The organism is Pseudomonas paraveronii (genome assembly GCF_963681955.1).
Lineage (GTDB): Bacteria > Pseudomonadota > Gammaproteobacteria > Pseudomonadales > Pseudomonadaceae > Aquipseudomonas > Aquipseudomonas paraveronii.
This window is the reverse complement of sequence record NZ_OY817130.1, coordinates 2,875,415-2,888,543: the sequence shown is the minus strand read 5'-3', so window position 1 is coordinate 2,888,543 and position 13,129 is coordinate 2,875,415. Positions and strand designations below refer to the sequence as shown.

15 protein-coding genes are annotated in these 13,129 nt (G+C 61.6%); 9 read left to right on the top strand and 6 right to left on the bottom strand.

Features of this window, described 5'->3' with window-relative positions:
• Positions 1-171: 171 nt before the first annotated feature.
• A complete protein-coding gene (locus U5A08_RS13150; protein ID WP_321851855.1) occupies positions 172-1,317 on the top strand; it encodes a MalY/PatB family protein in 1,146 nt (381 codons plus the stop codon).
• Between the two features lie 54 nt (positions 1,318-1,371).
• Here U5A08_RS13150 and U5A08_RS13145 read toward each other — a convergent pair whose 3' ends face one another.
• The 3 genes from U5A08_RS13145 to U5A08_RS13135 form a co-directional block, all read right to left on the bottom strand.
• Positions 1,372-1,587: a TOBE domain-containing protein gene (locus U5A08_RS13145; protein ID WP_003173733.1), complete on the bottom strand. Its 216-nt coding sequence runs from the start codon at positions 1,585-1,587 to the stop codon at positions 1,372-1,374.
• A 168-nt stretch (positions 1,588-1,755) separates the two neighbouring features.
• Complete coding sequence (locus U5A08_RS13140) at positions 1,756-2,676, bottom strand: FecR domain-containing protein (protein WP_321851853.1); 921 nt, start codon at positions 2,674-2,676, stop codon at positions 1,756-1,758.
• On the bottom strand, positions 2,673-3,191 hold the full coding sequence (locus U5A08_RS13135; protein WP_017847246.1) for a sigma-70 family RNA polymerase sigma factor: 519 nt from the start codon (positions 3,189-3,191) through the stop codon (positions 2,673-2,675). Before U5A08_RS13135 ends, U5A08_RS13140 begins: the two co-directional genes overlap by 4 nt.
• Before the next feature lie 359 nt (positions 3,192-3,550).
• On the opposite strand from U5A08_RS13135, the gene U5A08_RS13130 reads away from it, so the two are divergent.
• From U5A08_RS13130 to U5A08_RS13110, 5 genes are all read left to right on the top strand, one after another.
• Positions 3,551-4,801: a ribonucleotide-diphosphate reductase subunit beta gene (locus U5A08_RS13130; protein WP_253395427.1), complete on the top strand. Its 1,251-nt coding sequence runs from the start codon at positions 3,551-3,553 to the stop codon at positions 4,799-4,801.
• 54 nt (positions 4,802-4,855) lie between these two features.
• On the top strand, positions 4,856-5,344 hold the full coding sequence (locus U5A08_RS13125; protein WP_321851851.1) for a DUF1289 domain-containing protein: 489 nt from the start codon (positions 4,856-4,858) through the stop codon (positions 5,342-5,344).
• 603 nt (positions 5,345-5,947) lie between these two features.
• Complete coding sequence (locus U5A08_RS13120; protein WP_253395425.1) at positions 5,948-6,874, top strand: class I SAM-dependent methyltransferase; 927 nt, start codon at positions 5,948-5,950, stop codon at positions 6,872-6,874.
• 148 nt (positions 6,875-7,022) lie between these two features.
• Complete coding sequence (gene pcsA / locus U5A08_RS13115) at positions 7,023-7,739, top strand: phosphatidylcholine synthase (RefSeq protein ID WP_247406854.1); 717 nt, start codon at positions 7,023-7,025, stop codon at positions 7,737-7,739.
• 119 nt (positions 7,740-7,858) lie between these two features.
• Entirely contained in the window at positions 7,859-8,638 is a 780-nt protein-coding gene (locus tag U5A08_RS13110) for a TSUP family transporter (protein WP_253395424.1), read from the top strand.
• Here U5A08_RS13110 and nudC read toward each other — a convergent pair.
• Complete coding sequence (gene nudC / locus U5A08_RS13105) at positions 8,606-9,439, bottom strand: NAD(+) diphosphatase (RefSeq protein WP_321851847.1); 834 nt, start codon at positions 9,437-9,439, stop codon at positions 8,606-8,608. The two genes, U5A08_RS13110 and nudC, sit on opposite strands and share 33 nt — an antisense overlap.
• Positions 9,440-9,444: 5 nt before the next feature.
• Positions 9,445-10,257 carry a crotonase/enoyl-CoA hydratase family protein gene (locus tag U5A08_RS13100; protein WP_253395420.1) on the bottom strand — a complete coding sequence of 271 codons (813 nt, stop codon included), beginning with the start codon at positions 10,255-10,257 and terminating at the stop codon, positions 9,445-9,447.
• 204 nt (positions 10,258-10,461) lie between these two features.
• Between U5A08_RS13100 and U5A08_RS13095 the strand changes: the two genes are divergently transcribed.
• The 3 genes from U5A08_RS13095 (at position 10,462) to U5A08_RS13085 (ending at position 12,783) form a co-directional block, all read left to right on the top strand.
• Positions 10,462-11,016 carry a UPF0149 family protein gene (locus tag U5A08_RS13095; protein ID WP_253395418.1) on the top strand — a complete coding sequence of 185 codons (555 nt, stop codon included), beginning with the start codon at positions 10,462-10,464 and terminating at the stop codon, positions 11,014-11,016.
• Between the two features lie 91 nt (positions 11,017-11,107).
• Positions 11,108-12,364, top strand: a complete 1,257-nt coding sequence (aroA, locus tag U5A08_RS13090; protein ID WP_253395416.1) for a 3-phosphoshikimate 1-carboxyvinyltransferase — start codon at positions 11,108-11,110, stop codon at positions 12,362-12,364.
• Between the two features lie 32 nt (positions 12,365-12,396).
• Positions 12,397-12,783, top strand: coding sequence for a hypothetical protein (locus U5A08_RS13085; RefSeq protein ID WP_253395414.1), 387 nt, complete (start codon positions 12,397-12,399; stop codon positions 12,781-12,783).
• A 67-nt stretch (positions 12,784-12,850) separates the two neighbouring features.
• Here the strand turns inward: U5A08_RS13085 and U5A08_RS13080 are convergent, their stop codons facing one another.
• Positions 12,851-13,114 (bottom strand): hypothetical protein, encoded by a 264-nt coding sequence (locus U5A08_RS13080; protein WP_253395412.1) that lies wholly within the window; start codon positions 13,112-13,114, stop codon positions 12,851-12,853.
• Between the last annotated feature and the right edge of the window lie 15 nt (positions 13,115-13,129).

The window sequence follows — 13,129 nt, the reverse complement described above, 5'->3', positions numbered from 1 at the left end:
CTCGGGTTATTGAGATGCACCAAAATAGCCCGACTTGGGTGCAATCCCCAGCGCAGTGGCGTTTTTATGACAGAACCTGTCGGTCACGGAACGATTCAGCGCTGGCCTCGACGGCCAATGGCGCTAGAATCGGCGCCATTCTTCACCTGACTCTCCGACACGAGCCTCCCCATGAGTTTTGATTTCGACACGATCCACCCACGCCTCGGCACCGGCAGTACCAAGTGGAGCCGTTACCCGCAAGACGTGTTGCCGATGTGGATCGCCGACATGGACATCGCCGCGCCACCCGCCGTGCTTCAGGCCCTGCACCAACGCCTCGACCAGCAGATTCTCGGCTACAGCGTGGCCGGCCCGGACGTGCGCGAGGCCATCGTCGCCGACCTGTGGGCCAAGTACGCCTGGCGTGTGCAGCCGGACGAGTTGCTGTTCCTGCCGGGCGTAGAACCCGGTTTCAACATGGCGCTGCATGCCTTTGTGCAGCCCGGCCAACCGGTGGTGCTGCAAACCCCCAACTATCGCCCGATTCGCCTGGCGCCCGGCAACTGGAACCTGCCGCGCATCGAAGTGCCGTTCGAGCTGATCAACGCTGAGTACATCACGCCAATGCCGCTGCTGCGCCAGGCGCTGACAGGGGCCGGCGCATTGTTGCTGAGCAACCCGCATAACCCGATGGGCAAAGTCTTCCCCCGCGAAGAACTGCTGGCCGTGGCCAACGCCTGCCTGGAACAGGGCGCGCTGATCATCAGCGATGAAATCCACGCCGAGTTGTGCTTCGACGGTCGTCGCCATATCCCCACCGCCAGCCTCAGCCCGGAAATCGCGCAGCGCACCATCACCCTGATGTCCGCGAGCAAGGCCTACAACGTAGCCGGCTTGAAGACCTGTTTTGCCGTGGTGCAAAACGCCGAAGTGCGCGAGCGCTTCAACCAGGCGCGCTGCGGCATGGTCGACAGCGTCAGCCCCCTGGGCCTGGAAGCCACCCGCGCGGCCTACAGCCAGTGCAGCGAATGGCTCGAGGCGTTGGTGCAGTACCTGCAAGCCAACCGCGACTACCTGCTCGACGCGGTAAAAAGCCGCCTGCCCGGCGTGGTCATGCACGCGCCCCAAGGCACCTTTCTGGCGTGGCTGGATTGCAGCGCCCTGGGCCTGGACGACCCGCAGCAGTTCTTCCTTGAACAGGCCAAGGTCGGTCTGAGCGCGGGGATTGAATTCGGCGATGACAGCCAGCAGTTCGTGCGCCTGAACTTCGGCTGCCCGCGGGCGTTGCTGGAAGAGGGTCTGCAGCGGATGGAACGTGCGCTGCGCCAGCGCTAGGGCGCGGCCTCGGCAGAATGCATGTGGGAGCGGCGCTCCCACATCAAGTCGGTGTCACAGTTTGGCGATCGATACTTCGGTGGACTTCACAAACGCAATCACTTCGCTGCCGACTTTCAATTCCAGGTCACGCACCGAACGGGTGGTGATCACCGAGGTGACGATGCCGGACGCAGTTTGCACGTCGATTTCGGACACCACTTCCCCCAGCAGAATTTCTTTGATCACGCCCTTGAACTGGTTGCGCACGTTGATCGCTTTAATAGTCATGTCGGCTTTCCTTCTGGCTGTTGGGTCAATCCGCACGAATGCGCAGGCACTCAAAATGCGCCGCCCCAGCAGACATTAAAAGGAATATATAAGCATTTATTTAGACGATACAGATATATAAAAGCACTGGCCTTGCCGATCCTGGAAGGTGTGGTACGTACATCCGATCTAGGCCGGCGCTTTATCCAACGTCACCCAATACCGCGTCCGCGCCTGCACTTCGAGCCCCAGGCTCGAAGCCAGCAGCTTGAGGATGCGGTCGGTGTCATCCAGGCGAAAACTGCCCGTCACCCGCAACGTCTCCAGGTTCGGCGCCCAGCGCAACACGCCTGGACGATAGCGCGCCAGCTCGCGCAGAAAGTCCCCCAGCGCCTGGTTCTGTGCGGTCAGCACACCGTCGCGCCAGCCCAGTTGCAGCACATCGAACGGCACCCACGCGCCGAGCCCGCCGGCGCTCAATGGCGCTTGCTGGCCACCCTGCAACGTCGCCAGTTGCCCGTTCACGTCGCGCACCTGCACACGGCCCTTGAGCACCGACACCCGGCAGCCGGCGGCCAGTTGGCGCACGCACACCTCGGCCTGACTGACCAATACTTCGCCGTAGCGCGTGCGTAGCGTCATCGCGTGTGCGCCCGGCACGTTCAGCGCCAGTTCGCCGTCCACCAGCGTGATGCGCCGTTGCGCCGGGTCCATATCCACGGCCGTGGCGGTATTCAGTTGTAGGCTGCCGCCCTCGGCCAACGGCAGGCGTCTGCGCTCGCCGGTGGCGGTGTGCAGGTCGGCGCGCCAACTATCGATAGACAACTGGCGGCTGATCAACCAGGCCGCCGGCACCAGCGCCGCCACGCCCAACGCCCGCTTGAGCAACGCCCGCCGCCCCGCTTGCGGGCGGTCGAGACTGGCCATCGCCAACGCCTGGGGCAACTCGCTGAAACGCTGGCGCAGGGCTTGGGCTTTCTGCCAGGTGTGTTCGTGTTGCGGATGACTGTCGCGCCAATGCTGCAACGCCGCGTGATCGCAGTCAGTGGCCGCCCCCGATTCCAGCAGCGCAAGCCATTGGGCGGCTGCGCGCGCAACCTCACGGCTCACAGGTCCACCAGCAGGCAATGTTCATAGGCTTGCGCCATGTAACGCTTGACCGTGCGTTCCGACACCTCAAGCCGCTCGGCAATCTCTCGATAGCCCAGGCCCTCCAGCTGACTCCAGAGAAACGCCCGGCGCACCAGTGCAGGCAAGCCGTCGAGCAATTCATCCAGGGCTTGCAGGGTTTCCAACACCAGCCAGCGCTGCTCGGGAGATGGCACGCAGGCTGGCGGCAGGTTGCCAAGAGCCGTCAGATAAGCCTGCTCAAGGCTGCGTCGCTGATGAAAATTGACCAGCAGGCGCTTGCCCACCGTCACCAGGTAGGCCCGCGGTTCCTGCATCTGCGCGAGCGGCTGGGCGCTGGCGAGCACCCGCACGAAAGTGTCCTGGCTCAGGTCAGCCGCGTCCCAGGCATTGCCCAGGCGCCGCCGCAGCCAGCTTTCCAGCCAACTGCGATGGTCGCGATACAGGCTCGACAACGTCGGTTCGGCGGCGTGCGAAGGGACAACAGCATCATTCATGGCAAGCAACCTGCGCAGCGCGATTGAGTCTCAAATGAGATTAATTCTAATTAATATCGCGACGAGACACCATGATCTTTTCAACTGGGTGTTTATGCGGCCAACGAAAGCCAGCGAACCCAGGCGTTGTTACCAAAGGCACGCCTGGCAGCGACCTAAAACCGCACACGTTGTCCGTTGACCATGCTGATCACACCCCATATAGTGTGCCCACACCAACAAACAACCACTACATAGTGTGCGAACTCGTAAAGCGCTGACCACACTATGCGCAGTATTTCAATGCCTTGAAGCCTGCAAATCACCTATTTTTAGACGGGGTCACACGCCGTCAGCACAGACCAGGAAGGAGTATTTCAATGCTGAGTTGGGATGAAGTCGACAACGAAGACACCGGTGCAGCGGTGATCAGAGGCGCCAACGCCGGCCACGCCACCGAAGCCAACATGGACCGCCTCGACGGTGCTGGCGCCGCCGCTGCCATCGAAGCCCGCGCCGTCACCGCCAACGACTCCGCCGCGATCATCCGCGCCAAGGCCGCTCTCGACAAACTCGACATCGCCGAAGGCCTCGCCGAGCTCGAAGGCGCCTCCGCCCGTGTCGCCGTTGACGAAAAGCGCATGATCAACTGCCGCGCCGACCTCAACCAACTCGTGCCCTTCAAGTACGACTGGGCCTGGCAGAAATACCTCGACGGCTGCGCCAACCACTGGATGCCGCAAGAGGTCAACATGACCGCCGACATCGCCCTGTGGAAAGACCCCGATGGCCTGACCGACGACGAACGCCGCATCGTCATGCGCAACCTCGGCTTCTTCTCCACCGCCGACTCGCTGGTCGCCAACAACCTGGTCCTGGCCGTGTACCGCCTGATCACCAACCCGGAGTGCCGCCAGTACATCCTGCGCCAGGCCTTCGAAGAAGCGATCCACACCCACGCCTACCAGTACTGCATCGAATCGCTGGCGATGGATGAAGGCGAGATCTTCAACATGTACCACGAGATCCCATCGGTCGCAAAAAAAGCCGCCTGGGGCCTGAAATACACGCGCTCGATCTCCGATCCGAAGTTCGAAACCGGCACCGTCGACACCGACAAGGAACTGCTGCGCAACCTGGTCGCCTACTACTGCGTACTGGAAGGCATCTTCTTCTATTGCGGCTTCACCCAGATCCTGTCCATGGGCCGCCGCAACAAAATGACCGGCGTGGCCGAGCAGTTCCAGTACATCCTGCGCGATGAGTCGATGCACCTGAACTTCGGGATCGACGTGATCAACCAGATCAAAATCGAAAACCCACACCTGTGGGACGCCGAGATGAAGGAAGAAGCGACCCAGATGATCCTGCAAGGGACGCAACTGGAGATCGAATACGCACGCGACACCATGCCACGCGGTGTACTCGGCATGAATGCGGCGATGATGGAGGACTACCTCAAGTTCATCGCTAACCGTCGTCTGTCGCAGATTGGCTTGAAGGAAGAGTATCCAGGGACGACCAACCCGTTCCCGTGGATGAGCGAGATTATGGATTTGAAGAAAGAGAAGAACTTCTTCGAGACCCGTGTGATCGAGTATCAGACCGGCGGTGCGTTGAGCTGGGATTGATTGAAAAAACGGCCCCTTCAGGGGCCGTGTTGTTTCACCTGCCGATGTTTTTTTATGCCCAATCAAACCATCAAGACCCCCTGCGTCGGCCTGTGCTCCACCGTTTACGGTGACTTGGTCTGCCGCGGGTGCAAGCGTTATCACCATGAAGTCATCCAGTGGAATGGCTACAACGCCGAGGAAAAGCACGCCGTGTGGTTGCGCCTTGAGCAACTGCTGGTGCAGGTGATGGCCTCCAAGCTGGACGTGTTCGACCCACAGCGCCTGCGCCAGCAACTGGAAAGCCGCAAGATTCGCTTTATGCCGCACCAGTCGCCGTATTGCTGGGCCTACCAGTTGATTGCCCGGGGTGCGCGGGTGATTTCCAAGCTGGATGCGTATGGCCTGGTGCTGCTGCCGGAGTTTCGCGAGCACAGCCTGGCGGATTTGCGCGATGGGATTGACCGCGAGTTTTTCCTGCTGTCCGAGGCGCATTACCAGCGGTATATCGCCCCCGTGTTCTTGAAAGAGGCCTTTGGGCCAGCCCTGATCGCCACGCTCTAAAACACACCACAAACCTAAAATGTGGGAGGGGCTTGCCCCCGATAGCAATCTGTCAGCTATCAATTAGTTGGCTGATCCACCGCAATCGGGGGCAAGCCCCCTCCCACACTCTTGACCGCGCTCGGCTTCCAGGATCAGGTCGGCTATATGGCCGTGCCCAAGAGCAGAATGAGCCCTATCTGGTCCACGGAGATCCAAATGTGGGAGGGGGCTTGCCCCCTCCCACATTTAGACTCAGGAAGCTGCGCGATCCGCCTGTAAGCCATAGCGCTCAATAGCCTGCTGGCATACCTGCCGATCCAGACCGCCCTGCTCCGCCAACGCCGTCGGTGCCGCCATTCGTCCTGCTCGACTTGATCACCAGCGAGCTGATCGGTTGTGGTGTGATTCACTGCACTCGCAAAACCATTCATGGGCACCTCCAGGCTTTTTTTCAGTTTATGTCGATGGCTGAGGGTTTTTTGCCTGATGTAAGGCGCGACAAAGCGTATTTTGAGCATGAATCACTGCCAATCAGACGTTTCCCTGCACGTTGCGCTCCACCCCCCCGAAACCCCGCCATTGTGTTTAAAATGCCGCCCGCTCAATGAACGACGCTCAACGATGAACCCAGACGCCCTCGCCACACTGCACGCCCACCTGCTGACCGCCCTGGCCAACGCACCGACTGAAACCCGGCGCCTGTTCCACGGGCGCGGCCGTTGCTGGCCGGGCCTAGAGCAACTGACCGTGGACTGGTTGCAGGGCGTGGTGCTGGTCGCGCTGTTCAAGGAACCGGAAGCAACGCAACTGGAAGCGCTGAAACAGCTGCTGGTTCAGTTCGAATGGGCGCAGTACGGCGCCCACACGGTCGCCCTGCAACACCGCTACCTGCCGCAAAGCACCACCGAGTGGCTGGTGGGCGACGCCATCGATGAGCTGACTATTACCGAAGGTGGCCTGCGCTACCTGATCGACCTCGGTAAAAAACAGAACAGCGGGCTGTTTCTCGACATGCGCTACGGCCGCAACTGGGTGCGCGAACAGGCCAACGGGCTGCGGGTACTCAACCTGTTCGCCTACACCTGTGGTTTTTCCGTGGCGGCCATCGAAGGCGGCGCCGAGCATGTGGTGAACCTGGACATGGCCCGCGGTGCCCTGAGCCGCGGTCGCGACAACCATCGCCTGAATGGTCATGATCTGAGCAGCGTGACCTTTCTTGGCCATGATTTGTTCAAGTCCTGGGCCAAGGTCATCCACAACGGCCCTTATGATCTGGTGATCATCGATCCGCCGTCCTTCCAGAAAGGCAGTTTCCTGCTGACCAAGGATTACCAGCGCGTGCTGCGCCGCCTGCCGGAGTTGCTCACGCCACAAGGCACGGTGCTGGCGTGCATGAATGACCCGGCGTTTGGCGAGGACTTCCTGATCGACGGCGTCACCCGCGAAGCACCGGGCCTGCGCTTTGTCGAACGGCTGGAAAACCCGCCGGAATTCCCGGATATCGATCGGCAAAGTGGCTTGAAAGCCTTGGTATTCCGCCAGGGCTGATGCCGAAACGTCCCACGCTTGCTACGCTAAGCAATTACCGGGGTGGTGAACCTTATCCCCCCCTTCCCGGTCGATACCTGCATTCCCTGGCCAGACTCGACGCTGTCACAGCGTCGGCTGCCCCGTTTCACCCTTTGGAGAACCGCCCGTGATATCGACCCTGCATGTAGCCAGACTGAAAGCCTGGGGCGCCCACGGCTTTACTGCCACCGGTGTGGTATTGGCCTTCCTCGCCACACTGGCGCTGCTGGAAAACTCGCCCAAGGCGTGCCTGCTGTGGCTGGGCCTGGCGTTGGTGGTCGATGGCGTCGACGGTTCCCTGGCCCGCCGCGTGAATGTCAGCACGGTGCTGCCTAGCTTTGACGGCTCGGTGCTGGACCTGGTGATCGATTACCTGACCTACGTGTTTATTCCGGCACTGTTTATCTACCGCTATATCGACCTGCCGGACTTTACCCACCTGTTCACGGTGTCGGTGATTTTGGTGTCGTCGCTGTTCTGTTTCTGCAACGTGAACATGAAAAGCAAGGACAACTACTTCGTCGGCTTCCCCGCCGCCTGGAACGTGGTTGCCCTCTGCGTGTATATCATCCAGCCCGCCGCGTGGGTGACGTTGCTGACGGTGATTGGCCTGGCGCTGCTGACCGTGACGCCGATGAAGTTCCTGCACCCGTTCCGGGTCAAGCGCTTCATGCCGATCAACATCGCGGTGACCACGATCTGGTTACTGTGCAGCTTTTTGATGGTGGTGGATTACCCGAACACCAACCCGTGGACGTTTGGGTTGTGGTCGCTGATGTCGGCGTACTTCCTCGGGATCTGCATCTGGCGCACCGCGCTGGAGTGGCTGGGCACCCACAAATAGCCAGGCCGGCACTGTTTGAATGTGGGAGCAAGCCCCCTCCCACATTTGGAGCTGCGTACATCAGGCAGGTAAGATGGCGGCCTCTCGCATAGCGCCCTGCCAACTATAAGCCCTGCCAAATGCCCTTCGAACTCAGCGTAGACCTCACCACCCTCGGCATCCTGGCCGTCGTCGCGTTCATCGCCGGCTTCATCGACGCCATCGCCGGCGGTGGCGGCTTGCTCACCACCCCGGCCCTGCTCACGGCCGGCATGCCGCCCCACCTGGTGCTGGGCACCAACAAACTCAGCTCCACCTTCGGCTCAGCCACCGCCAGCTTCACGTTCTACCGGCGCAAGCTGTTCCACCCGCGTCAGTGGGTACATGCCATCGTCGGTACGTTTGTCGGCGCCCTGGCCGGCGCCATCGTCGCCCACTACCTGCCCGCCGAAACCCTGAACAAGATGCTCCCGGTGATCGTCTTCGGTTGTGGCCTGTATTTGTTGTTCGGCGGTACGCCCAAGGCGCCGCTGGAGGGCGACGCTCCGATCAAGAAGAAATGGCAAGCCACCCAAGGCTTCGGCCTGGGCTTCTACGATGGCGTAGCCGGCCCCGGCACTGGCGCGTTCTGGACGGTGAGCACGATGCTGCTGCACCCCATCGATCTGGTCAAAGCCAGCGGCGTGGCGCGCAGCATGAACTTCGTCAGCAACGCGGCGGCGCTGTCGGTGTTTATCATCAACGGCTCGGTGGACTGGATCGTCGGGCTGGCCATGGGCGTTTCGGTGATGGGCGGCGCGTTCTTTGGCGCACGCAGCGCAATCAGCGGCGGCGCCAAGTTCATTCGCCCGGTGTTTATCACCGTGGTCCTCGGCCTGACGGTGCGCCTAGCCTGGCAACACTGGTTCAGCGTGGCCTAAGCGGCGGGCCACGTAGAGGTCGATCAGGTAACGCGCAATCGAGCGTGACGCCGGCAACGGCGGCAGGTCGTGGATGTTGAACCACTGCGCGTCCTCGATCTCATCGGCCTGGGGCACGATATCGCCACCGGCGTACTCGGCATGGAAACCCAGCATCATCGAATGCGGAAACGGCCAGCACTGGCTGCCCATGTACTGGATATTCCTGACCTCTACCTGCACTTCTTCGCGCACCTCGCGGATCAGGCAGTCTTCGGCCGATTCGCCCGGCTCGGCAAACCCCGCCAGCGTGCTGTAGACCCCGGGGACAAAGCGCGGCGAACGCGCCAGCAGGACCTCATCGCCACGGGTCACCAGCACAATCATGCTCGGCGAGATGCGCGGGTAGCTGCGCAGGTCACAGGCCTCGCAGAACATCGCCCGCTCCCGGGGCACCTGGACCATGGCCTGGCCGCAACTGCCACAAAAACGATGCTCCCGCGCCCAGGTGCCGATCTGCGCGGCGTAGCCCAGCACTTTGTACACGGTGTGATCACCTTGCAGCAGAAAACCGCGCAGGCCTTGCCAACTGCAACCAGGCACGGCGCTGGCGGCGTTGAGTTCCAGCAGGTACACCGGCTCGCCGTCGAGATGGCCAATGCCGTGTTCGGCGAACACCGACAGGTCCTGGCGCTTGAGCCATTCGCGCGGGAACAGCGGGCCGTTGGCGTCGTGTAAAAAGCCCTCGCGGCTACGGGCGACGGCCCAGCCGCCGGGGGTGTCGTTGTCCAGCAGTGTGGTGGTAATCCAGCCTGGGGTCATGTCAGTCAATCCACGAATTCGGGTTTCTGCTTGCTCATATGGGCCGCGATGGCCACGCGCAGGTCGTTGGATTGCAACATAGCCGCGTTCCAGGTGGCAACGTATTCCAAACCATCATTGACTGTATGGTCACGCATGTAGCTGATCATGGCCTTGGTGCCGGTCACGGCAATCGGCGACTTGGCGGCGATTTCCTGGGCGATTTCCAGTACCCCGGCCAACAGGCTTTCCTGATCGGGGTACACGCGATTGACCAGGCCGATGCTGCGCGCTTGCTCGGCGCCGAACTGGCGGCCGGTGTAGGCCAGCTCGCGCAGCATGCCATCGCCGATGATGCGCGGCAGGCGCTGCAGGGTGCCGACGTCGGCGGCCATGCCGATGTCGACTTCCTTGATGGAAAACTGCGCGTCCTCGGCGGCGTAGCGCATGTCGCAAGCGCTGATCAGGTCGATGGCGCCGCCGATGCAGTAGCCCTGGATCGCCGCCAGCACCGGCTTGCGGCAGTTGTCGACGGCGTTGAACGAGGCTTGCAGTTCGAGGATCTTGCGCCGCAGCAAGCGCGCGTTGCGGCCCACGTCCTTACCGAAATCGTTGGCCACCGAGGCCAGCATCATCAGGTCGATGCCGGACGAGAAATGCTTGCCGGCACCGCTGAGTACCACGGCACGCACGGCGTCGGTGTCGTCGACCCACTGGAAGATATCGATGATCTCGGTCCAGAACGCCGCGTTCATCGCGTTGATCTTCTCCGGGCGGTTGATCTGCACATGGGCAACGCTGCCAATGAGCTCGACGACGAAGGCTTGGTATTCGGACATGGCAGTGATCCCTGACTGGAGAGTGATAAGGCCCGAACTATAACAAGGGTGAGCAACGGCGCATCAGCCAAAAACGGGACTGGCAACAATCCTCCACGACGTGGTGCCAGCCTTGAAAACGCTGGATAAAAACCGCTTCAGGCGCCATCCTTCGCGCTTTAAGCCGCTGCCGCAGCGGCGCTCGACGTTTAAAGGATACGCCCCATGCTCACCCAACCTCTGGCCCCCGCCGATTTCGACCTGATCGAAGAAACCCTGCTCAAGTACGGTGACGACCACTCGGTGCTGAACCTCGCCGAACTCGACGGCTACTTCTGCGCACTGGTGTCCAGCCCGGCACAAGTGGATATCGCCGAGTGGTTCCCGGCCATCTGGGGTGGGCAGAACCCGCAGTGGGAAAGTGCCGAGGAGGCCAAACAGTTCCTCGAACTGTGCGTTCGCCATATGAACAGCCGTGCCGCGCAACTGGCCACCGATGCCGAGGGTTTCCGGGCGCGCTTCGACGACACCGAACATCAGGGCCAGACCCTGACCCTCGCTGAAGAATGGTGCTTTGGCTATATCCGTGGCGCCGCGATCGGCAACTGGCCTGAACTGCCCGTCGAACAGGCCGCACAGTTGGAGAAAATCTCCTGGTGCGCCGAACAGGACAACTTCGAATTGCCAGCAGACCTCGACGTGCAGGCGCATCAGCAGCGCGTCAGCGAAATCGAACCGGCGGCGCGCGCGCTGCATGATTACTGGCTCGCCAAGCGCTAAGCCTCGACAAGCCTGGCGTATATGCCCGATTATTCGGGTCCGCCCGTCGGCCACTCCGTACCACCTTGCCTTGAATCAGGAGCCTTGTACCTTGAGTTCGCAGAAAACCGTGACCGTTACACCGCCCAACTTCCCCCTCAATGGCAAGGTCGCGCCCCCCGGCTCCAAATCCATTACCAACCGCGCCCTGTTGCTCGCGGCCCTGGCCAAGGGCACCAGCCGCCTCAGCGGCGCGTTGAAGAGCGATGACACCCGGCATATGTCGGTGGCCCTGCGCCAGATGGGCGTAACCATCGATGAGCCGGACGACACCACCTTCGTGGTCACGGGCCAAGGCAAGCTGCAATTGCCCGCGCAGCCGTTGTTCCTCGGCAACGCCGGCACCGCGATGCGTTTCCTCACTGCCGCCGTGGCCACTGTGCAAGGCACCGTGGTGCTGGACGGCGACGAGTACATGCGCAAACGCCCGATCGGCCCGCTGCTCGCCACCCTCGGCCAGAACGGCATCCAAGTCGACAGCCCGACCGGTTGCCCGCCAGTCACCGTGCATGGCACGGGCAAGGTCCAGGCCAAGCGCTTTGAAATCGACGGCGGTTTGTCCAGCCAATACGTATCGGCCTTGCTGATGCTCGCGGCCTGCGGTGAAGCGCCGATTGAAGTGGCGCTGACCGGCAAGGACATCGGCGCCCGCGGCTATGTGGACCTGACCCTTGATTGCATGCGTGCATTCGGCGCACAGGTCGACGTGGTCGACGACACCACTTGGCGCGTCGCCCCAAGCGGCTACACCGCCCATGACTACCTGATCGAACCGGACGCCTCCGCCGCCACCTACCTGTGGGCGGCTGAAGTGCTGACCGGCGGCCACATCGATATCGGCGTCGCCGCACAACACTTCACCCAGCCGGACGCCAAGGCCCAGGCAGTGATCGCGCAGTTCCCGAACATGCAAGCCACGGTGGTGGGTTCGCAAATGCAGGACGCGATCCCGACGCTCGCCGTACTGGCCGCGTTCAACAGCACCCCGGTGCGCTTCACCGAACTGGCCAACCTGCGCGTCAAGGAATGCGACCGCGTGCAGGCACTGCACGACGGCCTCAACCAGATCCGCCCAGGCCTGGCCCGCATCGAAGGCGATGACCTGCTGGTGGCCAGCGATCCGGCATTGGCAGGCACGGCGAGCAATGCCCTGATTGACACCCACGCCGACCACCGCATCGCCATGTGCTTCGCGTTGGCCGGCCTGAAAGTCTCGGGCATCCGCATTCAGGACCCGGACTGCGTGGCCAAGACCTATCCTGACTACTGGAAGGCACTGGGCAGCCTGGGTGTTGCCCTGACCTACTGAGTCCACGGCGTCGAGATGGGGAGGGCTTGATCATGACCATTCGCCAACCCTGCCCACCCGGCGCCTGTGTCTGTGACCGCGAACAACTGCTGCAAACCCCAGGGGCCGACCTGCGCATCCTCAACCTGACGCGCCAGGAAGAAAAACGTCTGATCGAACGCCTCGAAGACCTGCAAAGCCTGCAGGACCTGGAGCGCCTGCAACAGCGGATGTATGCGCTGTTGGGTATCCGCGTGCATGTCGCGCCGGGGCACACCGAGGTCAAGAGCATGCGCGGGATTCAAATCGTCATCGACGAACTGCCCGGCCTGTGCCGCAAGACCCGACAATCGATCCCGGCGGCGATTCGCCGGGGCCTGGAGAAACGGCCGGAGATTGCCTACCGGCTGCTGGATGCACATGACCTGCTTGGACTCTAGTCGGTCCTTTCAGCGCATCGGCACCAAGCTGCTGCTCCAGGCCTGACGCGAGCCGCAAGTAACGTAGTTACCAGACGAAATTATCGCCACCTTTCACGCCATGCCCATTCAGCACGTCTTGGTAAGTCAGCGTGGGATATTTGTTAAGCCTGTCCATTTGCTCGGAGTTCAAACGTTGAACTTCGTCAGGCGATATATTTGGAAACTGACTGTTGTGGTTCGCATTGTTTTGCAGCTCTTGTCTCACTTGATCTACCGTGGGTTTTCCCTTGGATGTGTCAATGGTAGGAGCAAGCAGTGCGGAACCCGGTACAGCAGAAATTGAAGTCATTATCAAATCTCCAGT